This window comes from Oceanobacillus halophilus (genome assembly GCF_003628505.1).
GTDB classification, from domain to species: domain Bacteria; phylum Bacillota; class Bacilli; order Bacillales; family Amphibacillaceae; genus Oceanobacillus; species Oceanobacillus halophilus.
Genome location: NZ_RBZP01000001.1, coordinates 140,164 through 162,021 on the forward strand (window position 1 = coordinate 140,164; position 21,858 = coordinate 162,021).

Below are 21,858 nucleotides of genomic sequence, written 5' to 3' on the forward strand. Positions count from 1 at the left end.
AGTGTTATTATTAAAAAGTAACAATCTCTTAGAAAAGTGCCAAAAATAAAAACTTCTGCATTGGACAGGGGTAAGAGCCAATTGCAGAAGTTTTCTTATACTTATTTGTTAGAACTTAATAGCAGAGTTGTTTAAATGTTTCTTTTGATCTAACGCGTTTTTTTCCATTTTTGCACTTCTTGTTGCAAGTAAGATAAAGTAGCTTACCATTCCAAAATAACAAGAAATAACTAGAGCGTGCATTAGTGCAACACCAAGATTTAACATCGTAAATATTATCATCGCACCAAAGAACACTTGCAGAGTTATAAGAATAGCCGTTATAATCCAACCCCAGTACATTACTTGATTTGATTTGTAGTTTTTAATCATTTTTATAAAGAGAAAGATTGTCCAAATAAACAGAACCCCAGCAGCTAATCGATGTCCCATTTGTACCCATTGTTGAAAATTGTATTCCGAAAAAGCCAGAGCAGACTGATTATTACAAAACGGCCAGTCGCCACATATTAAATTTGATTCTGTGTGCCGAACTAATGCCCCTGTATAAACAACAAAGAGTGTGTAAACTGTTAAGGAATATATTTCAATTCTATGTTTCTTCTGGATAAAAAGTGTCTTTGTGTCCCATTTTTTGTCAATCTCAAAGATAAGCAACATTAGCAAAAATACCGAAGCAAACGAAACTAAAGATATTCCAAAGTGTGCTGCAAGGATAAAGTCTGATTGCCCCCACACAACTGCTGCTGCGCCGATCAAGGCTTGCAAGATTAATACGAAGACAGAAGCTACTGATAAAAACTTTACTTCACGAATATATCCAATGTTCTTCCATGCAAGTACTGCCAAGATAACAACAACAATACCAACAATCCCAGACACTGCTCGATGACTTAACTCAACTACCATTTCAAATGTAAATTCGGAAGGAATTATTTGTCCTTCACATAATGGCCAACTATCCCCACACCCATCTTCTGAGCCAGTTTTTGTAACAAGTGCTCCTCCCAATAATATTAGTAACATGCCGATTGTAGCTACTAATGATAACCATTTCAATTGTTTAATCATTTTTTATCTAGGCCTCACTTTATGATGTTAATACTCATACAAATTATTCCAGATGATTAACCTTTACTATTTATATTAATATTAGATTAAGAAATAATCCAACAAAAGACTTCACTTATAACATAGTAACATGAGAATTTGACATTTTCACTATGGAATCAGTAAAAACTCCTTGCATTATTGGTGTGAGTTTGCTAGAAATAGAATAGGGAATAAATGCTAATTCAAGTCGTTAGGGAGAAAGTACATATTTTTGGAAATACTGAGATTAGTTCGAAATTTTGTCAGATTTTTGTCACATAATACAGGCGTATACCGTGGTATGATATTATACAATATGGCTAAATAGATTAAATTTAGTATCCATGATAAGATAAAATTAATATTTACTAGTGTCCTTTTTGATGACAAGCTAGAATATATTAACAACATTGCCATTGTGATAAAAGGGGGTATAGAGGAATATGAATAAAGCGGGTACGCCAGATACAGAAATGATACATGATTCCACTGTATCAAATAGACAAAAAATTAAAAGAATTATCTCAGAGTTAAAATCATTAATAAAAATTGGAATAGTTAATTCTAATTTAATAACTACTTTCGCGGGTTTTTGGTTAGCTATTTATTTTACCGGATCCACATTGCCATTAAATTGGGATTTATTCGTACTATCGATGTTAGGAAGCGCTTTAGTTATAGCGGGAGGTTGTATTCTAAATAACTGGTTTGATATAGATATCGATCCCAAAATGAGTCGTACAAAAAACCGGCCAACCGTAACAGGCTTCTTCTCTCTAAAGGCTGTACTAACTATGGGACTAGTAACAACTTTAATAGGTTTAATACTATTATTTTTAACGACAGTTGAAGCTGCATTGTTTGGCTTTTTCGGGTGGTTCGTTTATGTTGTACTGTATACTATGTGGACAAAAAGGAAAACTACATTAAATACAATTGTAGGTAGTTTCTCGGGAGCAATGCCCCCTGTCATAGGTTGGGCAGCTGTTTATCCAGAATTTCATGTCGTTCCCTTCATCTTGTTCTTAATTATGTTTATATGGCAGACACCTCATTTTCTTTCATTAGCTATGAAGAAAACAGAAGATTACAGGGACGCTGGAATTCCGATGCTTCCAGTTGTATATGGCTTTAATATGACAAAACGTCAAATAGTCATATACATTGCTAGTTTATTACCATTACCGTTGTTCTTGACATCTTTGGGCACTACATTTGTTGTAATTGCTAGCATATTCAATATTATATGGCTATTAATCGGTATAAGAGGATTTTTTATGAAAGATGATTTGAAATGGGCAAATATGATATTTATCTTTTCTTTAAATTATCTAATGGTAATCTTTTTATTGATGATTGTTGTTACATTACCGGTTTTTAATTAGTTGTCACCTCGTTTGTTATTTATTTTATAAATATAAATAATAGAAAAAAAGAAAGAGAGGTATGAATACATGAGTCGTTGGATGGGAAAATTAAAAGTTTTTGTTTTGTTAAGTTTTGCAGCGCTAGTGTTATCTGCTTGTGGTAAAGAAAACTTAACTGCTCTTGATCCTAAAGGTTACGGTGCACAAGATGCAATGAATATAATGGTTCTTTCAATTATTGTTATGGTTTCAGTTTTTATCATAGTAATGTTGATATATACCATTGTTCTTATTCGTTTCCGTCAAAAGAAAGGACAAGAGGATTACATTCCGAAACAAGTAGAAGGTAATCACACATTAGAAATAGTGTGGACAGCTATACCAATTCTTTTGGTCTTAGTTCTTGCTGTACCGACTGTAATCTCCGTTTTCGATCTTGCGGATACGACAGAAGCTAGTAGTTCAGTGAATGTAGAAGTTACTGGAAATCAATACTGGTGGCACTTTAATTACGAAGGGGAAGAAATACAAACAAGTCAGGACTTATATATCCCGGTTAATCAAAAAGTTTATTTAGACATTCAATCATCAGATGTTATTCATTCTTTTTGGGTTCCTACTATTTCAGGTAAAATTGATGCAAACCCTGAAAATGTGAACACCATGTTTATTGAAGCATATGAGGAAGGCGTATATTGGGGTAAATGTGCTGAACTATGTGGACCGTCCCATTCATTAATGGACTTCAAGGTTGTTGTAGTTAGTCAAGAAGAATTTGATGCTTGGGTAGAAGATATGAAAAATGTTGATGCTGAAGAAGTACCACAAGATGCTGTTGCCCAAGAAGGTAAAGAGTTGTTTGAAGCAAACAATTGTATGGCATGTCATGCAATTGGGTCTTCCCCAGTAGCAACTGGTCCGAACTTAACAAACTACGCCAACAGAACATCGATTGCAGGAATTCTTGAACCATCAAAAGAAAACATGGTGGAATGGTTAATGGATCCAGAATCAATTAAACCAGGAAACAAAATGACGGGTAATTATCCTAGTCTATCTGAAGACGAAGCAAGTAGTATAGCTGAGTATCTAATGCAGTTAGATCATTCAGAAACTACACCAGACAGTGCTGGGAATTAGAAATTATGTATTTTAATTAATGGGATGAAAGATACAAAAGGGAGGTTAAAGCTTTGAGTCTAGCATCTACTCAAAAGAAAAGCTTCGGTGCTGTTTTATGGGATTATTTAACAACAGTAGACCATAAAAAGCTTGGTAATATGTATATCGTTGCAGGTGCATTTTTCTTTATACTTGGCGGTATCGAAGCACTCGTAATTCGTATTCAATTAATGAAACCAGAAAATGATTTCATTAGTGCAGGGCTTTATAATGAAATGATTACCATGCATGGAACAACTATGATTTTCTTTGCGGCCATGCCAATCCTTCTAGGTCTAATGAATGCCATTATGCCTTTGCAGATTGGTGCCCGTGACGTTGCTTTTCCATTTTTAAACTCATTAGGTTTTTGGTTATTCTTGTTTGGTGGAATTATGCTGAACCTGAGCTGGTTCTTGGGTGGAGCACCTGATGCCGGTTGGACAGCATACACGCCACTATCAACCCAATCGCCAGGTCATGGTGTTGACTTTTATGTAATGGGTCTTCAATTATCTGGTGCAGGGACACTAATTGGTGGTATTAACTTCCTGGTTACAATCGTTACAATGCGTGGACCAGGTATGACTTATATGCGTATGCCATTATTTACATGGACTACTTTCATTGCTAGTATTCTAATATTATTCGCATTTCCGGCATTAACGGTTGGTTTGTTTTTGCTTATGTTTGACCGTATGTTTGGTTCAGCATTCTTTGATGTTGCTTTAGGTGGTAACTCGATCATATGGCAGCATTTATTCTGGATTTTTGGTCATCCGGAAGTGTATATCTTAATTCTGCCGGCGTTTGGAATTTTCAGTGAAATTTTCCCGGTATTTTCTAAGAAACGTTTATTTGGATATTCATCCATGGTGTTTGCAACATTTATGATTGCCTTTCTAGGTTTTATGGTATGGGCACACCACATGTTAACAGTTGGACTTGGTCCGGTAGCTAACTCTATATTTGCTGTTGCTACAATGGCCATAGCCGTGCCGACAGGTATTAAGATTTTTAACTGGTTAGCGACTATGTGGGGCGGTAGTATCAGAATTAATTCTGCAATGCTTTGGTCATTGGCATTTATTCCATCCTTTACAATAGGTGGGATGACAGGTGTTATGCTAGCAACGGCAACTGCAGATTATCAGTACCATGATACGTATTTTGTAATCGGACATTTCCACTATGTAATCGTTGGAGGAACTCTATTTGGTATTTTAGCTGGATTACATTATTGGTGGCCAAAATTATTCGGTAAAGTTCTGCATGAAGGCATGGGTAAAATTGCTTTCTGGATTTTCTTTATTGGATTCCATTTAACTTTCTTTGTACAGCACTTCCTTGGTTTAATGGGTATGCCACGTCGTTATTGGGTGTTTTTAGAAAACCAAGGTTTGGATACTGGTAACTTGGTGAGTACAATAGGGGCATTCTTGATGACTATCGGTACAATCATTTTTATAATCAATATTGTTTACACTAGTATAAAAGGTGAGAAGGCTTCTGCAGATCCTTGGGGAACTGGTCGTACATTGGAATGGGCTGTTTCTTCTCCTCCTCCAGAGTACAACTTTAAAAAGTTACCATTAGTACGTGGATTGGATGCATACTGGATTGAGAAGATGGATGGCAATGATAAAATGACACCAGCTGAACCGCTAGTCGACATTCATATGCCAAACGGATCCATTTTACCAGTGACTATGACAATAGGTTTCTTTATAGCTTCCTTTGGATTTATTTATCAAGTAGATAATAAATCATGGTTGGCTCTAGTATTCATTGGATTTGCTATTGCTTTAGGATCCATGTTAATTAGATCATTGAAAGATGATCATGGTTACCACATCCATAAAGAAGATCTAGAAAGGGAGGCTGACTAATATGAGTCAAGATCATTCCTTGAATCTTAAAAACTCACATGAGGATCCAGCGAAGGCTACAATGGAAGGGAAGAACAAGTTTCTTGGATTATGGTTCTTCCTAGGGGGCGAAACAGTTCTCTTTGCTAGTTTCTTTGCTACGTATTTATCTTTAAGAGAATCAACTGCCGGTGGTCCTACCTCACAAGAATTATTCGGCTTAGAGCTTGTATTCATTATGACTGTATTGTTATTAACAAGTTCTTTAACAAGTGTGTATGCTATATATCACATGAAAAACAATAACTTCAAAAAAATGCAGTTATGGTTTGGAATTACTGCACTACTCGGTATAGCATTCTTGGCTTGTGAGATTTATGAATTTGCACACTATATAATTGAGTATGAATTTACATTTCGTTCTTCAGCATTTGGATCTGCGTTTTACACTTTAGTTGGTTTCCACGGTGGACACGTAGTTTTTGGATTAAGCTGGTTGATTTCCTTAATGGTTCGAAATGCAAAACGGGGTTTGAGTTTGTATAATGCTCCAAAATATAATACATTTGCTATTTATTGGCATTTTATTGACGTGGTGTGGGTATTCATCTTTACAGTAGTATACTTGATGGGGATGGTGAGTTAATTTATGACTGATAATACAAACATTAACAAAATTAATTCCTATGAGAACACTAGAAGAAAAGAAGAAATGAAACATCAGGTTATCACTTTTGTATTAATGATTGCTTTTACCTTAATTGCATTTCTTGTAGTTGCTGCTGAATTGAGCAGGACATTTGTTATTCCGTTTATACTTCTATTAGCAGTCGTTCAAGTTGGATTCCAATTTTATTATTTCATGCATATGAAGGATAAAGGTCATGAAATAATTTCCTCTCTAATCTTTGGAGGGATCTGGATAGCTGCTGTTACAGTTCTAACTTTTACAACAATTATTTGGTGGTAAAAGTAATTTGAAAAATTCAGTAAGGAATGAAGAAAAAAGGTCGGGATTATATATCTCGACCTTTTTTGCAGGTGGAGATAGAATACTTGACTAATTGCGGTGACTTGTTTTGAATATCGTCACAAAATGGTAGGTTCTCCCTATCTTCATGTTGTATAATAAGAATAAAATCCTTTTAATGGAGTGAAAAATGTATGTGGCTAGAACTTCAGATATTTGGCTTTCGAGCGTTATGGAGCCCCTACTTTTTAATTTTTGTTATATTATTAGCAGCTGTTTATTATTTAATAACTGGACCATTTAGGTCTAAATTAGGTGGGGATATTAAACCTGCTGCAATACAGCAATTCTCTTTCTACTTTGCATTGGTATTGATCTATATTGCAAAAGGATCTCCAGTAGACTTGTTATCTCATATTATGCTAACTGCCCATATGACCCAAATGGCAATATATTTAATAATTGCTCCAATTCTTATTATTAAAGGTATTCCGGAGTGGATATGGAAGAAAATCATGTTTAGCACAAAATTAGGGGGAATATTAAAGGTTTTAACGAAGCCGGTTGTTTCACTGTTGCTTTTTAACGGGCTTTTTAGCTTATATCATATTCCAGTGATTTTTGATTTCTCAAAATCAACTCCAGTGGCGCATACAATGATTCATTTGCTCTTGTTAGTTGCTGCATTTATTATGTGGCTTCCGTTGTTATCTCCAGTTAAAGAATTAGATAAACTAAAACCAATATTAAAAGTCGGCTATATTTTTGTAAACAGTGTGTTAATCACTCCGGCGTGTGTTCTCATTATATTTGCTCCAAGTCCGTTGTACGCTGCTTACACTCAAGATGGAGCTTGGATAACTGCTTTAAGCCTTTGTGTACCGACTGAGGTATTGAGTGGTATTAGTTCGGAGTTATCTGGACCTGAGATGTTCTCCCCTTTAAGTATAATGTGGGATCAGCAACTAGGGGGTATTATTATGAAGATTATACAGGAACTTACCTATGGGGCTGTTTTATCATCGGTATTGTACCAATGGTTTAAAAAGGATGGCTCAACCATTGATCCACTACCAAACTCCAAAACAGAAGTGGAAACACCTTAAACCAAAAGAAAGGGTTGTATCAGATTATGTATTTATTACCTACAATTAGCACATTTTTTATTTTATTAAGTGCTGTTTTAGTTGCTATTGGATGGAGATTCATTCATATCGGACAAGCTAAATCACATAAAAAAACGATGATTGCTGCTGCCTTAAGTGCTTTGCTATTCTTTATAATCTATATGTCTCGTACGATATTCATAGGGAATACAAGTTTTGGGGGACCAGCAGAATTAGAAATTTACTACACACTATTTTTAGTGTTTCATATTATATTAGCGACAACAGGTGCAGTTTTTGGGATTATAACGCTGATTTTAGCTTTTAAGCGCAATATTAGGAAGCATAGGAAGATAGGTCCTGTGACAGCCGTTATTTGGTTCTTTACTGCCATAACTGGTATTATGGTTTATCTATTTTTATATGTATTGTTTGATGTTGGGGAAACAACCAATTTATTTAGAGCGATATGGGGATTTTAACTGTCTGTAGCTCATTAAAGTTTTTATTTTTAAATAAGGAAGGGTTCAAGCTAGATTTAGCCTGAACCCTTTTTATTGTTATTTTTTATATGGAACAAGTTCTTTAGCAAGATTAGTTAATAAAGTATTTGCTCGATCAACTAAGTCTTTAGAGAAGTTCTCTTCTTCACCATATTCTACTCCATGAGGATAATAATGTTTTCCTAATAATGGAGTATGTAGTTTTATTACGGCATTACCACTATCAACATCGCCTTCTAGTGCATGGCCTTGAATACGAATGTAGTATGTAATATTTTTCTCATCAGAAGCTATTTTGTAATCATATGTTACTCTTTCGTAATCCCATTGACCAGCACGAATAAATGCATGCTTACCAGTAAGATGATCTAAAGGTTCCAGATCAATAACTACATCATCTAATCCAGTGTTTTCAATCTTCATTTCCTTCACCTCGCATATTTGTCTTCATTAATTTATAATAGTACGAAAACACTTAATATGCAATTGAAAATATTATTAATAATATATTTATAAGTAAAATACGTGAAATTTAGTATTAATTAAGCGTTTAAATATATTTTAACATAGTAATGATAGAGAATAGTGAATGTATCCTCTTTTTCAAACATAGAATGAAATATATTTAAATATCATAAGAAGGGGAATCTTACATGCGGTTTATTCGAAGCCTCGTATTACTAGCCATTATTGCCTTAATTGTATTTTATTTTGTTGAACAAAATGGTCTCTCCGAAAATGAAACAATTGATCATATTTCAAAAGTTGTAAATGAAAAGTCAAGTGTACTACAAACTAAGGTTGTACCAGAAAAGATTTTAAAAAATGATATAACTTCTTGGATTGGTAAAACTGAAGATTATTTATTAGACGAACTTGGTGAACCAATTCGTAGGGATGTAAGTGCTTATGAATATGAGTGGTGGATTTATAATGATTCTAACAAAGAATATATTCAGATTGGAATTATGGATCATAAAATTGTGACTATTTATGCAACAGGTGAAGGTGATGATTTAGATTCATATTATATTGGAAAGCCTTATGAAGAAATTAGGAAGGAATTTAGTTTTGAAGATGAGGTTACTTATAATAAGGGATTATCATCCTATACGTTTCGATTAACTGCTGAAGATTTAAAGATGCGTCCTTTAACGAAAGTTACGGATGAAATATTTGTACAATTTTATTTTGATACTTTTACAGAGAGGCTATCTTCTATACGTGTATTAACGGCTAGTACATTATTGAAACATCGTCCGTATGAGATTGTATATCGTGGGGATCTTCCAGATAACCCCGTTTTATCTGAGGAAGAATGGCAAGAAATTGAAACTGGAATGGAGCAGCAAATATTTGATATTACGAATGTAATGCGAAATAGACACGATAAAAACAATCTTGAATGGAAAGATTCTATTCAACAAGTAGCTTACCTTCATAGCAAGGATATGGCAGAAAATGATTATTTTTCTCATTTTGGATTGGATGGTAGTGGATTGAAGGAACGATTAGCTGCACAAGAAGTTTTCTACATTTCTGCTGGTGAAAACATTGCTGCACAGTATACGGACGCTCCAGCCGCTATGGAAGGTTGGTTAAACAGTGAGGGCCATCGTGAGGCTTTATTTAATGAAGCGTACACACATATTGGGGTAGGAGTGTATCGGTTATATTATACACAAAACTTTTTAGCAGAAGCACGATGATGAACGTCCATTCGTTTTATATTACCTATTTTTGTAGCTTTTAGGTCGTACTAGATACAAAGTGTGTTTCAAGAACAAGTGTTTCGCCCAATACTGAATTAAAGTAATTCGCAATCTATACATAATCTGAAACAACAAGGTGTTTTGTCTTTTGTTCATCTTGTTGTTTTTTGTTTTCCTCTACCCATATTACGAAAGGCACACATATGTGTCAAAAGCATATTTTAATTAGTAAATATGACTATTACAGGGGGGAAATGCATGGAAGAACAAAAACTGGACCCGACTGTGGCATCGTTTAAACAATTTATCAATAATCATCCAGAATTACGCAGGGAGATCAGAAAAAGTGGAAGATCTTGGCAAGAATACTATGAAAAATGGTTATTATTAGGTGAAGATGATCCGTTTTGGGACCAATTTAAATCAACTACTAAACCAACAGAGAAAACCACTAAAAGTAAAAAGGATACAGATGGAGAAGATAGCAAGGATAAAAATTTTGAATTATTGGATCAGTTAATTAAAATAACAGAAAATATAGATATCAATAAAATTCAAGGTCAAGTATCGAACTTAAGCAAAACAATCGGTACAGTACAAGAACTGGTTGACCAATTTCAACAATCAAAAAAAGAAACGCAAAACACTCAAAGTCAGCCATTTAATTGGTTTAATGACTAAGGAGAGATTTAATGGATTCATCCGTTTACCACTATTTATTAGAACGTCCGGATTTACAAAACTTTGTACGTTATAATCCTATTTGGTATCGATACCTATCTAGAGATCCTAGTAGAATAAGTGAGATGGAAAAAGAAGCCAAAAGGTTTTATGGAAAAACTTTTCCACAAAAGATTGAAAAGATAGGGAACAATGTTCAGATGTTAAACATGCTAATGCAATTTGCTGGTGCAATGAAAGATTAACACCTCCTTGATAGACTTGAGAGTTTGAATGTGTTTTCAGATTGTTAAATAAATGCTAAAATAATATCTGGAGGTGTTTTGATGATAGCAACTTTAGAATATGTAGAGATTCTAGATTATTCAGAAAAACTTGGAAAAATGGTTCTGGAATCCGATGTGATGGAAAACTACAAGAAGTCTCGGGTTGCACTCGATGAAGATATAGAGGCACAACAACTAATTAAGGCTTTTACTGAAATGAAAAGCCATTATGATGATATTCAAAGATTTGGTAGATATCATCCTGATTATAATGAAATAATGAAAAAGGTCCGTTCCACGAAGCGTGAAATGGACATGAATGAAAGAGTTGCTTCATTCAAAATCGCAGAACGTAACCTTCAAAATCTTTTGGATGAGATAAGTCAATACGTTGCTCATAGTGTCAGCGATGATATAAAGGCGCCGAAAGATGGCGCAGCATTAACAGATACAGGTTGTGGTCATGGTGGGGCTTGTGGATGTGCGTCCTAGAACTATAATTTCAACTAACTTTCAGAGCGGTCTGAGGGTTAGTTGATACGTTAACATGACTGATAACAATATACATAAAATCTTGATAAATATTATGAATTAGTGAGGAATTAGTAATGAGAATGGATCGACAGGGGTTAGTTGTTTGGTTCAAGCATATGAAGAATTTAAAACAAATTAAGCGTTATGGAAACTTAATATACGCTTCTAAGAGGTTAAAATATGCCATAGTGTATGTAAACCAAACGGATATAGATCAAATTGAAAAGAAACTATTAAAGCTTCCATTTGTATCTAAGGTAGAGAAATCATATAAACCGTATGTTCGAACGAGTTACGAAAATGCTAAACCCGATAAAGCAAAACAATATGATTACAAAATGGGAATATAACGGAATGAAAAAAATAAACCTGCAGAAATTATTCTGCAGGTCCCTTTGTTTTTTCATAGAAAAACAAATAGGCAAAGGGAGAGGAGAAACCGGAGGAAGAACTTATGGGGAAGTTTAAGTCTTCTCCGCGTTTTGAAAACAACTAAGTTAATTTAGTTGTATCACTATGTATTATGTACAGACGATTTTATATTATACATATAAATATATATTTTTTTCCCAACAAACACTTCTATATCTATTTGCAGGTTTTAAATTTTATGGTAGGATATAAGGCGAGCGGCAGTAATAGAGGTGAATACATGCGAGTTATTGCAGGTGAATTTAAAGGAAGACAATTAAAATCAGTTCCAGGTAAATCAACAAGACCTACTACAGACAAAGTAAAAGAAGCAGTATTTCAAGTACTTGGACCATTCTTCAATGGTGGTAAAGTGTTAGATTTATTTGCAGGTAGTGGTTCGTTGGGAGTTGAAGCAATTAGCAGAGGGATAGAGTCAGGGGTTTTCGTTGACAAACATCCTAAAGCAATACATACCATAAAAGAGAATATTAAGACATGCAAATTAGAAGACAAAGTTGAAGTTTTTCGTACGGATGCTTTTCAAGCTGTGAAAGCGTCTGCAAAAAGAGGACTAGTCTTTGACCTTATAATAATAGATCCACCATATGGGAAAGTTAACTATGTAAAATTAATAAATCAAATAATACAATTTAACTTAATAAATGAAGATGGACTTATTTATTGTGAACATGATCCTAAAGAAGACTTCAATGGTGTTAATGAGAACTTGAACTTGTTGAAGCAAGATAATTATGGGGGAACAATAGGTATTACCATATATCAAAAGAATTAAAAGGGAGTTTATTTAATGGGAAAATTAGCGATTTACCCTGGGAGTTTTGATCCGATTACCAATGGACATCTAGACATTATTGAGCGTGCATCTAAGATTTTTGACGAAGTTATTGTTGCTGTCTTTAATAATGAAGCGAAGTCACCATTATTTACTGTTGAAGAAAGAATCCATTTATTAGAGGATTCTACTAGTTATCTACCTAATATTGTTATTGACTCCTCTGATCACTTATTGATGGATTATGCAAAAGAAAAAAACGCAGATGCTATTGTTAGAGGGTTACGTGCGGTAAGTGATTTCGAGTATGAAATGCAAATTACTTCTATGAACAAAAAACTTAATCCTGATATTGAAACACTGTTTATGATGACCAATAATCAATATTCTTTTCTTAGTTCCAGTATGGTAAAAGAAGCTGCAAAGTATCATGGTGATATTTCAGGTCTTGTTCCTGATGTGGTGGATGAAGCACTAAAAGTAAAATATAAAAAGGTATGAATAGCGTATGGTGAGAAATGATGCATTTTTTGCATCATTTCTTTTTTTACTCTGTTTTCCAAAAGACTGTCCCTTTTTACAATATAACATTATTACGCTTTTTATATAGACTGTTGATAACTTTAATTCAGAATACTGCTAAACATGCGCTACGGAAATACACTACGCTTTCCGCGGGGAGCTGGTGAGCCTCCTCCGTGCTGACGCACTACGTAGTCTCACCAATGCTCTTCTTCCCGCAGGAGTCTACGTGTATTTCCTCCGCTTAGTTCCTGCTCTACTTAATTTTTACTAGGAAAAATTCTGTATTCTAGGAGGACCAACTACCCTAAACGTGAATCTATGAAGTTTAGCTTTAATAATATCTAGTGCATGTAAAATAGCGTAGGCAGAATGCGGAGACTCCTGCGGGAAAAGCACGTGTCCGAAGACCCCGCAGGAAGTGGGTTTCTTCCGAGGAGGCTGAGCCGTGCCCGCGGAAAGCGCAGTATTCTGCCGGAGCGAATGCCAGCTGAAAACATTCATAAGTGAAAGCGAGAGCTAACTATTCTTAATTAAATATATCAGGAGTTTCTAACAATTGCGACATTTAATAACATAAATATATACAAAGCTTTTTAACTTATAGTTATAGTCGTGGAAATTGCTTATAGTCTTTCCTGTTTCTCTTAATGACAAGGAATACACCGATTGCAAGAAAGATAAACGTAATGATTGGTCCTGTATCTTTTATTATTTCTAAAGAGGTTATCCAAATATTTCCTGTGGCTGGGGAAGACACGGGTATATCACCAATTTCGAACGTTTGCTTGTTAAGATATAATGGTTTATATAAGATGATTGTTAAAAAGCTAGCGATAGTCCCATGCAGTATCCGTGCATAAAAGTAAGGGGCAAAACGTATATCAGTTTTTGCTAATATGCTCGCCACTTGTGCTTGTACAGAAAATCCATTAAACCCTAAAATAAAACTAATTAGAACCGCTTGTTGCAGCAATGTGTCAGAAGCTACTTTAGATATCATATCTGCACCAATTGTAATTTCGAATAGACCAGAGAAAAATGGTAGTGCATATTCACTTGGTAGTGATAGCACAATTAGTAACAATTCAAAAATGGCAGCAATGATAGAAGAAACTCCAACTAAAAAGAGAATCTTAATAAGTACAGAGAACAATACAATAAATCCACCAACCATAACTAATGTTTTAATAGAATTTAGAACAGCATCCCCAAGTATTTCTCCTAATGGCCGTTTGTCATTTACTCTAGTTTCATGCATTTCTTGAAAAGCTCTTTTAAAAGATATTCCTTTTGGTTTTTCTTTTTGCTTTTGCTTTTCTTCCCTTCTACCGTAAAATCGCATACTTATCCCTACGATTGCATTTCCAACGTAGTGACAAGTTGCAAGTAAAATACCGAGTCTTGCATCGTGAAAAAAACCTACTGATATTGCACCAAAAATGAACAAAGGGCTAGAATTGTTCGTAAACGAAACAAGTCTCTCCGCTTCGACTTTTGTTAAGTGTTTTTCTTCTCTTAGACGAGAAGCTATTTTTGCCCCTGTAGGATAACCACTTGCCATTCCCATCATCCAACCAAAGCTGCCAACACCAGGTATATTAAATAGTGGCCGCATGATTGGTTCAAATAATACACCTATAAATTTCACAACTCCAAATGAGAGCAATAGCTCAGCGGTAATAAAAAATGGTAATAGTGAAGGAAATACTACTTCCCACCACAGGTTCAAACCACGAATACTTGCTTCTAATGCGGGGTCTGGAAATTTTATTAAGGATATGGTTATAAATATGGTTATACTGGAATAGATTAATGTTTTTATGATTTGTTTCAATAGGATGCCCCCTAAACAATTACTGTTTGTTTCTTAGTTGACGTGTGATGCTTACCGGCATGTTGTAGAGAATACAAAGTAATTCAGTGCAAAGGTTTGTGCGTTGAAGTGAAAGGAAAGCCTTTTTTAATCCTGTACATCTAGTTTGTTTAATAGTAGAATTATTTTAGCCGAAAGATTGTACAAGTCTATACAATATACGCACATACATAGCTGTTTTATGCCATACACTTTTATAAAACATTTTTGTTTTTTGTTGTTTAACTGCAATGGAAGGGGACAAACCACATTTATGAAATATACAAAAAAAAATATTATTTATTTAGTGATTGTTGTTATCCTGGCTTATTTTTTAGCTTCCTATCAGCTTCCTTATTACATACAAAGGCCTGGGGGCGCAGACGCGCTGAATCCTATTGTTGAAGTAGAAGGTGGATATGATAGTGAAGGAGATATGCATCTGGTTACAGTGAGTGGCCTACAAGCAACACCTGTTCAATACGCTATTGCTAAAATATTTCCTCATAATGATATCTTACCAATTGAACAAGTTTTTCCTGAAGGTATATCACAAGATGAATATATGCAAGCACAATTACAAGTGATGGAAAGTTCCCAAGAGGCAGCGACAGTGGTTGCGTATGAAGCAGCTGGGAGCGATATAATAATTGAATATAATGGTGTTTATGTCGTTTCAGTTGTCGAAGGAATGCCAGCTGAAGGAATACTGCAAACAGGAGACAGAATCATTGGTATTGACGGGAATCCCATTGAAGAAGCAAATGATTTAATCAGTTATGTGGAAACGAAGCAAGCTAATGAAACCATCACATTAGAATTTATTCGGGATGATGACAACCTAACAGAAAATATTATACTTAAAGCTTTTGAAGGAATGGAAGATAAGGTAGGAGTAGGGATTAGCTTAGTGACAGATAGAAATGTTACAGTTGAACCAGGAGTTGATTTTTCCAGTGGAAGTATTGGCGGACCAAGTGCGGGCTTAATGTTCTCATTGGAGATATATGACCAGTTAACAGAAGGGGACTTAACAAAAGGCTACGAGATAGCTGGTACTGGTGAAATTGATTATCACGGAAATGTTTATCGAATTGGTGGCATTGACAAAAAAGTTGTTGCTGCAGATAGAGAAGGGATTGATATCTTCTTCGCGCCTAATGAAGATGGAGCAGATGATTCCAACTACAATGTAGCAAGGGAAAAAGCAGAAGAGATTGGAGCGGATATGAAAATTATCCCAGTAGATACATTCTCGGATGCATTGGATTTTCTTGAAAATGAAGTGATTGAAAAAGACTAGCTATATATAGCTAGTCTTTTTCCGTTTCAGAAATGATCGGGGCTCTAAGTTCCTGCTGAAATAATTTTCTTCTAGTATCAGGATTTAATATGCTCAAGTAGGCATGAGTAGCTCTTTCTTCCATTTCAAGCATTTGATTTGTTTCACGATTAAAACTTGTAATAATAGGGGTTGAAATATCCTTTTTCCTGGTATTAAGAAACTTCCGACCTCTATTTGTTAAACCAAGAATTCGTGTATAGGGGATTTTTTGACTATGTATGATTGGTTCAATATCCTTTTTTGTCGTATTGGTTAAAATATGGACAAAGATGCGCTGGATTCTAGTCCATGTATATCTTTTGGTCTTCACTAACTCAATCCATTCATATAGGGAGTTAGCTTGTTTTGCTGCATTTTTTATTCTGTTTTCTATACCTTCCGTTACTCCATGTATTTCTCTAAGCTCTTCTTTGGACATTGTCATTACTCGGTAATGAAGGAGATGAAAGTAATGCTCCCATGTATGCCAGATATTTGCTAATTTTTTATAATGTTCCAATTGATTGATTGTCGCATTTGGAATTGCTTTTGTAATCTCTTCAGTTAGCTGATTCATATCTATTAGATTTTTTCTTATACTGGTTGCACTTGCTATTTTATCTGTTATCATTTGGTCATGGAAGTTATTTTTTGTTCGTTCAATTGTCAGTGGCTCTATAGGTAATTGATTATCCATTATAGCTTTCACATAGCTGAATCCTAGAATATTATTTGGTTGTGCTAAATCTAATTCCTTGTTAGTAAGCCCAATTTCTTGATAAGCAAGTTTACTTGCTTCTGGGAAAGACATACCTTCTGCCAGTCTAGATTTTAAAATGTTTTTGAAAATGGGTTCTTTTTCTTTATAGTTCTCATAGCTTTTTATAAAATAAGATATATTACCAGATTCACTACCAAAACAAATGCTCGATACACCTAGCTCATTTAAACTTAGAACGGCACCTTTAGCGAAGATATCACTATTTTGTACTGCGAAGACATATGGGAGTTCTAGAACTATATCTATCCCTGCACTTATTGCAGCTTTTGTTCGATGAAATTTATCGATTATTGCAGGTTCTCCTCTTTGAAGGAAAGAACCACTCATAATTGCTATCATACAGTCGGCATTGGATACTTTTTTAGCTTCTTGAATATGATAGGCATGTCCGTTATGAAAGGGGTTGTATTCAACAATAAGGCCACATGCTTTCATAAGGTTCAACTCCTGTAATATTTTGCTAATTATTGTACCAAAATATAAGGTGTCGTGCACCTATTTATGTAAGTATTATAATTAAGTAGTTGATAGATATTCGGAGCGAGGGTTAAGCAGTATATTTAATTAAAGATCAACAGTCTATATATAATGTGTTAAAATGCAACAATCTTTTAGAAAAGAACATCTTAATTAAAGAAATCCTAACCAAAAATGAGGTTGATTTAATGATTACTTGAATACGTGATAGGGAATAATAGTATTGGTGTAATGAAAACATATTGACAAAAGTCTCTTTTTCTTTTAAAATAACTCTTGTTGCCTTGAGGTGAAAACAATGAAATTTACATTAGGTCAAATTAGAAAACATGCTAATAATGAACCTTTCACATTTGATGATAATGTGGACGTTTCCGAACTTGAATCGATGAATAATGATATACGTGAAATAAATCCTGTGCGGGTTCATGGACACTGTACACAAAGAGGGGAACAATTCTTCTTTTCATTTACTATTGAGGGAGAAATGATTTTACCTGACGCACGTACATTAGTGGATGTTCCTTATCCTTTTAAAATAAAAGCGAACGAGGTATTTTCCATTTCATCATATATAAGTGCGGAAGAAGAGGAACAGGAAATCCATCCAATAGATGGAGATGTTATCGACTTGACTCCATACATAAAGGAGAACATCTTATTAGAAAAGCCTTTTAGAGTTATTTCTGATAAAGATGCTGAAGATGCTCCTTTTAGTGGTGATGGCTGGGAGTTCCTCTCCGAAGAGCAAGAAAAGAGTAAGATTGATCCACGTTTTCAGAAATTGCAATCATTACTTGATAAAAAGTCGAAAGAAAATTAATACTTTCTTTCATTTAAAGGAGGTGTAAGTCATGGCAGTACCTAAAAGAAGAACGTCTAAAAAAGTAAAAAATCAACGTCGTACTCATAAAAAATTACACGTACCTGGCATGGTAGAATGCTCAAACTGTGGAGAATTAACTAAGCCACACCATGTCTGCAAATCTTGCGGACATTATGATGGAAAAGAAGTTGTAAACGACTAATTTCCATAAATAAAAAACAGATCACATAACGTGGTCTGTTTTTTTGTTGTAGACATTTATGTTTTTCTCTTTTTCTATAGTTTGTCCTTTGAAGAATTTTACAGTTGATAGAAACTGTTGATATATTTAATTAAGAATAAATAACTAATGGAGCGATTCGTTAACACCGCTACGGAAATACACTCCGCTGTGTGTCTGCTCTACTTGTATAAACAAGAAATATGCTGGGATTATAACGGTCTTAAAACGTAATTTCTAGAGCTATAAGCCCAAAATAATTTTGAGCTCCTATTTAAGCGGAGGAAGAATGCGGAGACTCCTCGAAAATAAAGTGCAATTTTTTTCGTGTGATGTAATGCTGACGAAGCCTTCCTTGTCCTGCGGGAAAAGCACGTGTCCAGACCTGAGCAGCGAGGGAACTACTTGATTAAGCTTCTTTGGCCCTTGCGCCGAGGAAGCCTACTTCGGAGCGTTACTAGTAGACGCAGGCGCAGGTATGTCTTTCCGCGAGGAGGCAGAGGCCGTGCCCACGAACCGCAAGTATTCTGCCGGAGCGAATAACTGCACAAAATAATCATCAGTGTGAGCGAGAGCTAGACTATTCTGAATTAAAGATATCAACAGTCTATATAAAATATAAAGTAGAGTCATCTTAAATTGTTATAATGTTTTATAAAAAAGCCTTACGTTTAAATAAATGAAGAATCTATACAAAAGCGATTTGTTTTAGAGTTCTGATGCTTGAGAATAGCCATCGTACTAATTATCTTGAAAATAACTTTTAAATGGTAAGGATAACGCTTTCTAAAGCAAATATTTTTTCATATGTTATGGTAGACTTACATTATAAAATTAAAAAAGGGATAATTAGATAAGTGGGGATGGGGGAGTTTATGGTGGCATTAGAATATCAAAAAGCAGATCAGGGTTATGGAATAATATTAATCAATAGACCAGAGAAAAGAAATGCTATATCAGAAGAGATGATTGCGATGTTCCGTAGGTGTCTTAAACAAGCCAGAAAGGACAATATAAAGTTTTTAGTTATTACTTCTGCTGGTGAGAAGATGTTTTGTTCCGGTGGTGATTTAACGTACTTACACGCTAATTTAGGAGAAAGTGAGGCTCTTGAACGATTAAATCCTATGAAAGATGTTTTATACGAGATTGCATCTTTTCCTGTACCTGTTATTGGAGTGTTAAATGGAGACGCTCTAGGTGGCGGATGCGAACTAGCAACAGCATGCGACATTCGTATTGCAAAGGAAAGTGCAAAGTTTGGTTTTGTACAATCGAATCTAGGTATTCTTCCTGGATGGGGTGGTGGTGTCCTATTATATGAAAAGGTTCATCCGACCTTCGCGTTACAATGGTTAATGGAAGGCAAAGTATATGACACTCATCTTCTGAAAGATAAAGGATGGATAAATAGAATAGTGGCGGAGCATGAGTTAGAGGATTATGACAAACTATTGCAATCTTACATATCTAAAAATTCTCGCCAGATGCTATTATTAAAAAAACAATATATTAAAAATAGGAAAAGGAATACGCTTTATGGGGATATGTCAGCGGAAGTAGAGCAAACCGCGTCGATATGGGGTTCTGAGGAACATAAATTGGCTGTTGGAAAATTTTTAGCACGTAAATAAGCAAACAATTATTCTATCACACCTATTTTTTGCATACATTGATAGCAAAGAAAGAAGGAGGGGTGTGAATGAATGAAACTCGTCAGGACGCTTGGATGAAAGATGAAGATATTATCTTAGCAGAAACAGTTCTTCGTTATATTAGAGAAGGAAAAACACAACTAGAAGCTTTTAAAGAAGTGGCTAACAAATTATCACGTACACCGGCCGCGTGTGGTTTTCGTTGGAATGCAACCATACGTAAACAGTACCAAGATGCCATTGAATTAGCAAAAGAAGAAAGAAAACAAGGATCCAAAAAAGATGTATGGAAATTAGTGAAAACCGATATACAGGAAAAAGATACCATTGAATCTGCCATTTTTTTATTAGAAAAGATGAAAGCGAAGTTTGAAGAAAATAGTTTGACAAAACAAGAACATGAAGAGATTGTGTCAAACTTAAAAAATGAAAATAAAAGATTAAAAGAAGTTTTAAAAAGACATGAAGAAATATGGACTGATATTGAAAAACTTTTGAATGAAGTGAAGTCTAGTTAAGCTATATATAGCTTGCAGGTAAAAAAGACATGAATGTTTTCATCATTCATGTCTTTTTCAGGAAGTATTTACTTGCTTGCTAGTTCCTTCTCTTTCACACCGACTGGTAACCAAATTAGCGGATTCTCTCCTAAGTCACGCTGTATATCATATTGTGCTTTTTGGAAACCCATTTTTTCCCAGAAACCGTGAGAATTTATTAATGGGTTTGTTTTAATTGGCAAGTTGAAGCTTTTCGCAAAGTCAACCAATGCTTTTCCGTAACCTCTTCCTCGATAATCGGGCAGGACTTCTAGTTTCCAAAGTGTAAGGTAATCTTGTGGAGGATCAAAATAATTATCGTATTCTTTTTTTATTTCTGATAGGCTCATCCTGGCTACAAGATTATTTCCGTAATAAATTCCGTAAAATGGGGATTCACTATTATTCTCAACTATATTATTCTGTAATTCTTCCATCATCGATAATTCCTGATGCCCATACTCTCTGAAACGTTTAAACATTTCAAGTGTTTTATAATTGATTAATAATCTTTCTACTTTTATGTCTTCCATGTAACTCACTCTCCCGAATGTTAGTACTGTAGCACTTGAAGACGCTAACATGATTTTTAATTATAAATAAAGTCTTATAATGATATTATAATATAAAAGCGTTAATTTTTAAACAATAAGAAAATTACTTAAAAATGATATTCTTTGAGCTAAATTATTATTCATTTGATACAATATATGAGAAAGTGGTAACTGAAAAAAAGTAAAAGGTTTTGCTATGTGAATAAAGGGTTAGGGGTTTAGGGATGGTTAATTTCATTGTTTATATCTTCGCGTTTCTTATTACAATACCTATGATAGCTACAGCACTCGTATATTTCATTTCTTTGAAATTGCAACGTATCAAAAAGAAAGCATTTCATACAGCTGTGAATTGGACAACTATTTTTTATGTGATAGCAGTAATAATTCTTTTCCAAATTAATTTTTCAATTAAATCTACGGGCTATATATTAATATTTATTCTTGGTGTTCTAACGATAATTATTTTGTATCAATGGAAAGTTGGTGTAGAAATAGAATTAAAAAAGGCATTTAGAGTTTTATGGCGATTTTGCTTTTTATTATTTCTATTGATCTATATTTTATTGGTATGTATCGGTATTATAATGAGAATATTTTAAAATGTAAAAAATCGTCGGTTTAGAAAAGGTAAACAG

The 21,858-nt window shown here is 34.5% G+C and carries 25 protein-coding genes; 20 read left to right on the forward strand and 5 right to left on the reverse strand.

Features of this window, described 5'->3' with window-relative positions:
- Nucleotides 1–108 precede the first annotated feature (108 nt).
- Nucleotides 109–1,071: a COX15/CtaA family protein gene (locus tag D8M06_RS00755; protein WP_121202446.1), complete on the reverse strand. Its 963-nt coding sequence runs from the start codon at nucleotides 1,069–1,071 to the stop codon at nucleotides 109–111.
- A 464-nt stretch (nucleotides 1,072–1,535) separates the two neighbouring features.
- Here D8M06_RS00755 and cyoE point away from each other — a divergent pair, with 464 nt between their 5' ends.
- From cyoE to D8M06_RS00790, 7 genes are all read left to right on the forward strand, one after another.
- Nucleotides 1,536–2,477, forward strand: coding sequence for a heme o synthase (cyoE, locus tag D8M06_RS00760; RefSeq protein WP_121202447.1), 942 nt, complete (start codon nucleotides 1,536–1,538; stop codon nucleotides 2,475–2,477).
- Between the two features lie 69 nt (nucleotides 2,478–2,546).
- Nucleotides 2,547–3,599 carry a cytochrome c oxidase subunit II gene (gene coxB / locus D8M06_RS00765; RefSeq protein WP_121202448.1) on the forward strand — a complete coding sequence of 351 codons (1,053 nt, stop codon included), beginning with the start codon at nucleotides 2,547–2,549 and terminating at the stop codon, nucleotides 3,597–3,599.
- A gap of 53 nt (nucleotides 3,600–3,652) precedes the next feature.
- Nucleotides 3,653–5,509 (forward strand): cytochrome c oxidase subunit I, encoded by a 1,857-nt coding sequence (gene ctaD / locus D8M06_RS00770; protein ID WP_121202449.1) that lies wholly within the window; start codon nucleotides 3,653–3,655, stop codon nucleotides 5,507–5,509.
- Between the two features lies 1 nt (nucleotide 5,510).
- The gene (locus tag D8M06_RS00775; RefSeq protein WP_121202450.1) at nucleotides 5,511–6,134 is read left to right on the forward strand and encodes a cytochrome (ubi)quinol oxidase subunit III; all 624 of its coding nucleotides are present in this window, start codon (nucleotides 5,511–5,513) and stop codon (nucleotides 6,132–6,134) included.
- A gap of 3 nt (nucleotides 6,135–6,137) precedes the next feature.
- Nucleotides 6,138–6,458, forward strand: a complete 321-nt coding sequence (gene ctaF / locus D8M06_RS00780; RefSeq protein ID WP_121202451.1) for a cytochrome c oxidase subunit IVB — start codon at nucleotides 6,138–6,140, stop codon at nucleotides 6,456–6,458.
- A gap of 194 nt (nucleotides 6,459–6,652) precedes the next feature.
- The gene (gene ctaG / locus D8M06_RS00785; protein WP_121202452.1) at nucleotides 6,653–7,564 is read left to right on the forward strand and encodes a cytochrome c oxidase assembly factor CtaG; all 912 of its coding nucleotides are present in this window, start codon (nucleotides 6,653–6,655) and stop codon (nucleotides 7,562–7,564) included.
- 26 nt (nucleotides 7,565–7,590) lie between these two features.
- On the forward strand, nucleotides 7,591–8,046 hold the full coding sequence (locus D8M06_RS00790) for a DUF420 domain-containing protein (protein WP_121202453.1): 456 nt from the start codon (nucleotides 7,591–7,593) through the stop codon (nucleotides 8,044–8,046).
- Between the two features lie 78 nt (nucleotides 8,047–8,124).
- Here the strand turns inward: D8M06_RS00790 and D8M06_RS00795 are convergent, their stop codons facing one another.
- Nucleotides 8,125–8,490, reverse strand: coding sequence for a YugN family protein (locus D8M06_RS00795; protein WP_121202454.1), 366 nt, complete (start codon nucleotides 8,488–8,490; stop codon nucleotides 8,125–8,127).
- 230 nt (nucleotides 8,491–8,720) lie between these two features.
- Between D8M06_RS00795 and D8M06_RS00800 the strand changes: the two genes are divergently transcribed.
- The 7 genes from D8M06_RS00800 (at nucleotide 8,721) to coaD (ending at nucleotide 12,968) form a co-directional block, all read left to right on the forward strand.
- A complete protein-coding gene (locus tag D8M06_RS00800) occupies nucleotides 8,721–9,776 on the forward strand; it encodes a CAP domain-containing protein (protein WP_121202455.1) in 1,056 nt (351 codons plus the stop codon).
- Between the two features lie 261 nt (nucleotides 9,777–10,037).
- A complete protein-coding gene (ylbD, locus tag D8M06_RS00805; protein ID WP_121202456.1) occupies nucleotides 10,038–10,460 on the forward strand; it encodes a spore coat protein YlbD in 423 nt (140 codons plus the stop codon).
- Between the two features lie 11 nt (nucleotides 10,461–10,471).
- Nucleotides 10,472–10,705: a YlbE-like family protein gene (locus tag D8M06_RS00810; RefSeq protein WP_121202457.1), complete on the forward strand. Its 234-nt coding sequence runs from the start codon at nucleotides 10,472–10,474 to the stop codon at nucleotides 10,703–10,705.
- A gap of 81 nt (nucleotides 10,706–10,786) precedes the next feature.
- Nucleotides 10,787–11,218, forward strand: coding sequence for a YlbF/YmcA family competence regulator (locus D8M06_RS00815; protein WP_121202458.1), 432 nt, complete (start codon nucleotides 10,787–10,789; stop codon nucleotides 11,216–11,218).
- 116 nt (nucleotides 11,219–11,334) lie between these two features.
- On the forward strand, nucleotides 11,335–11,610 hold the full coding sequence (locus tag D8M06_RS00820) for a YlbG family protein (RefSeq protein ID WP_121202459.1): 276 nt from the start codon (nucleotides 11,335–11,337) through the stop codon (nucleotides 11,608–11,610).
- Between the two features lie 302 nt (nucleotides 11,611–11,912).
- Nucleotides 11,913–12,467, forward strand: a complete 555-nt coding sequence (gene rsmD / locus D8M06_RS00825; protein ID WP_121202460.1) for a 16S rRNA (guanine(966)-N(2))-methyltransferase RsmD — start codon at nucleotides 11,913–11,915, stop codon at nucleotides 12,465–12,467.
- A 15-nt stretch (nucleotides 12,468–12,482) separates the two neighbouring features.
- Nucleotides 12,483–12,968 (forward strand): pantetheine-phosphate adenylyltransferase, encoded by a 486-nt coding sequence (gene coaD, locus D8M06_RS00830; protein WP_121202461.1) that lies wholly within the window; start codon nucleotides 12,483–12,485, stop codon nucleotides 12,966–12,968.
- 628 nt (nucleotides 12,969–13,596) lie between these two features.
- Here coaD and ylbJ read toward each other — a convergent pair.
- Nucleotides 13,597–14,826 carry a sporulation integral membrane protein YlbJ gene (ylbJ, locus tag D8M06_RS00835; RefSeq protein ID WP_121202462.1) on the reverse strand — a complete coding sequence of 410 codons (1,230 nt, stop codon included), beginning with the start codon at nucleotides 14,824–14,826 and terminating at the stop codon, nucleotides 13,597–13,599.
- A 292-nt stretch (nucleotides 14,827–15,118) separates the two neighbouring features.
- On the opposite strand from ylbJ, the gene D8M06_RS00840 reads away from it, so the two are divergent.
- Nucleotides 15,119–16,147 carry a SepM family pheromone-processing serine protease gene (locus D8M06_RS00840; RefSeq protein ID WP_121202463.1) on the forward strand — a complete coding sequence of 343 codons (1,029 nt, stop codon included), beginning with the start codon at nucleotides 15,119–15,121 and terminating at the stop codon, nucleotides 16,145–16,147.
- A gap of 10 nt (nucleotides 16,148–16,157) precedes the next feature.
- Here the strand turns inward: D8M06_RS00840 and D8M06_RS00845 are convergent, their stop codons facing one another.
- A complete protein-coding gene (locus D8M06_RS00845) occupies nucleotides 16,158–17,384 on the reverse strand; it encodes a nucleotidyltransferase (RefSeq protein ID WP_121202464.1) in 1,227 nt (408 codons plus the stop codon).
- A gap of 340 nt (nucleotides 17,385–17,724) precedes the next feature.
- Here D8M06_RS00845 and D8M06_RS00850 point away from each other — a divergent pair, with 340 nt between their 5' ends.
- From D8M06_RS00850 to D8M06_RS00865, 4 genes are all read left to right on the forward strand, one after another.
- Nucleotides 17,725–18,249, forward strand: a complete 525-nt coding sequence (locus D8M06_RS00850; protein ID WP_121202465.1) for a YceD family protein — start codon at nucleotides 17,725–17,727, stop codon at nucleotides 18,247–18,249.
- 31 nt (nucleotides 18,250–18,280) lie between these two features.
- Nucleotides 18,281–18,454: a 50S ribosomal protein L32 gene (rpmF, locus tag D8M06_RS00855; protein ID WP_072886763.1), complete on the forward strand. Its 174-nt coding sequence runs from the start codon at nucleotides 18,281–18,283 to the stop codon at nucleotides 18,452–18,454.
- 893 nt (nucleotides 18,455–19,347) lie between these two features.
- On the forward strand, nucleotides 19,348–20,106 hold the full coding sequence (locus tag D8M06_RS00860) for an enoyl-CoA hydratase/isomerase family protein (RefSeq protein WP_121202466.1): 759 nt from the start codon (nucleotides 19,348–19,350) through the stop codon (nucleotides 20,104–20,106).
- 68 nt (nucleotides 20,107–20,174) lie between these two features.
- Nucleotides 20,175–20,645 (forward strand): RsfA family transcriptional regulator, encoded by a 471-nt coding sequence (locus D8M06_RS00865; RefSeq protein ID WP_121202467.1) that lies wholly within the window; start codon nucleotides 20,175–20,177, stop codon nucleotides 20,643–20,645.
- A 68-nt stretch (nucleotides 20,646–20,713) separates the two neighbouring features.
- Here the strand turns inward: D8M06_RS00865 and D8M06_RS00870 are convergent, their stop codons facing one another.
- On the reverse strand, nucleotides 20,714–21,199 hold the full coding sequence (locus tag D8M06_RS00870) for an N-acetyltransferase (protein WP_121202468.1): 486 nt from the start codon (nucleotides 21,197–21,199) through the stop codon (nucleotides 20,714–20,716).
- 245 nt (nucleotides 21,200–21,444) lie between these two features.
- Here D8M06_RS00870 and D8M06_RS20395 point away from each other — a divergent pair, with 245 nt between their 5' ends.
- Nucleotides 21,445–21,822, forward strand: a complete 378-nt coding sequence (locus D8M06_RS20395) for a DUF3397 domain-containing protein (protein ID WP_121202469.1) — start codon at nucleotides 21,445–21,447, stop codon at nucleotides 21,820–21,822.
- The last annotated feature ends 36 nt before the right edge of the window (nucleotides 21,823–21,858 follow it).

Coding starts and splice junctions, on each gene's coding strand:
- D8M06_RS00755 (WP_121202446.1), bottom strand. CDS start 1,071: ATGATTAAACAATTGAAATGGTTATCATTAGTAGCTACAATCGGCATG.
- D8M06_RS20395 (WP_121202469.1), top strand. CDS start 21,445: ATGGTTAATTTCATTGTTTATATCTTCGCGTTTCTTATTACAATACCT.
- ylbD (WP_121202456.1), top strand. CDS start 10,038: ATGGAAGAACAAAAACTGGACCCGACTGTGGCATCGTTTAAACAATTT.
- ctaF (WP_121202451.1), top strand. CDS start 6,138: ATGACTGATAATACAAACATTAACAAAATTAATTCCTATGAGAACACT.
- D8M06_RS00800 (WP_121202455.1), top strand. CDS start 8,721: ATGCGGTTTATTCGAAGCCTCGTATTACTAGCCATTATTGCCTTAATT.
- rsmD (WP_121202460.1), top strand. CDS start 11,913: ATGCGAGTTATTGCAGGTGAATTTAAAGGAAGACAATTAAAATCAGTT.
- rpmF (WP_072886763.1), top strand. CDS start 18,281: ATGGCAGTACCTAAAAGAAGAACGTCTAAAAAAGTAAAAAATCAACGT.
- D8M06_RS00860 (WP_121202466.1), top strand. CDS start 19,348: ATGGTGGCATTAGAATATCAAAAAGCAGATCAGGGTTATGGAATAATA.
- D8M06_RS00810 (WP_121202457.1), top strand. CDS start 10,472: ATGGATTCATCCGTTTACCACTATTTATTAGAACGTCCGGATTTACAA.
- D8M06_RS00850 (WP_121202465.1), top strand. CDS start 17,725: ATGAAATTTACATTAGGTCAAATTAGAAAACATGCTAATAATGAACCT.
- D8M06_RS00795 (WP_121202454.1), bottom strand. CDS start 8,490: ATGAAGATTGAAAACACTGGATTAGATGATGTAGTTATTGATCTGGAA.
- coaD (WP_121202461.1), top strand. CDS start 12,483: ATGGGAAAATTAGCGATTTACCCTGGGAGTTTTGATCCGATTACCAAT.
- ctaG (WP_121202452.1), top strand. CDS start 6,653: ATGTGGCTAGAACTTCAGATATTTGGCTTTCGAGCGTTATGGAGCCCC.
- cyoE (WP_121202447.1), top strand. CDS start 1,536: ATGAATAAAGCGGGTACGCCAGATACAGAAATGATACATGATTCCACT.
- D8M06_RS00775 (WP_121202450.1), top strand. CDS start 5,511: ATGAGTCAAGATCATTCCTTGAATCTTAAAAACTCACATGAGGATCCA.
- coxB (WP_121202448.1), top strand. CDS start 2,547: ATGAGTCGTTGGATGGGAAAATTAAAAGTTTTTGTTTTGTTAAGTTTT.
- D8M06_RS00820 (WP_121202459.1), top strand. CDS start 11,335: ATGAGAATGGATCGACAGGGGTTAGTTGTTTGGTTCAAGCATATGAAG.
- D8M06_RS00840 (WP_121202463.1), top strand. CDS start 15,119: ATGAAATATACAAAAAAAAATATTATTTATTTAGTGATTGTTGTTATC.
- D8M06_RS00790 (WP_121202453.1), top strand. CDS start 7,591: ATGTATTTATTACCTACAATTAGCACATTTTTTATTTTATTAAGTGCT.
- D8M06_RS00870 (WP_121202468.1), bottom strand. CDS start 21,199: ATGGAAGACATAAAAGTAGAAAGATTATTAATCAATTATAAAACACTT.
- D8M06_RS00865 (WP_121202467.1), top strand. CDS start 20,175: ATGAATGAAACTCGTCAGGACGCTTGGATGAAAGATGAAGATATTATC.
- D8M06_RS00815 (WP_121202458.1), top strand. CDS start 10,787: ATGATAGCAACTTTAGAATATGTAGAGATTCTAGATTATTCAGAAAAA.
- D8M06_RS00845 (WP_121202464.1), bottom strand. CDS start 17,384: ATGAAAGCATGTGGCCTTATTGTTGAATACAACCCCTTTCATAACGGA.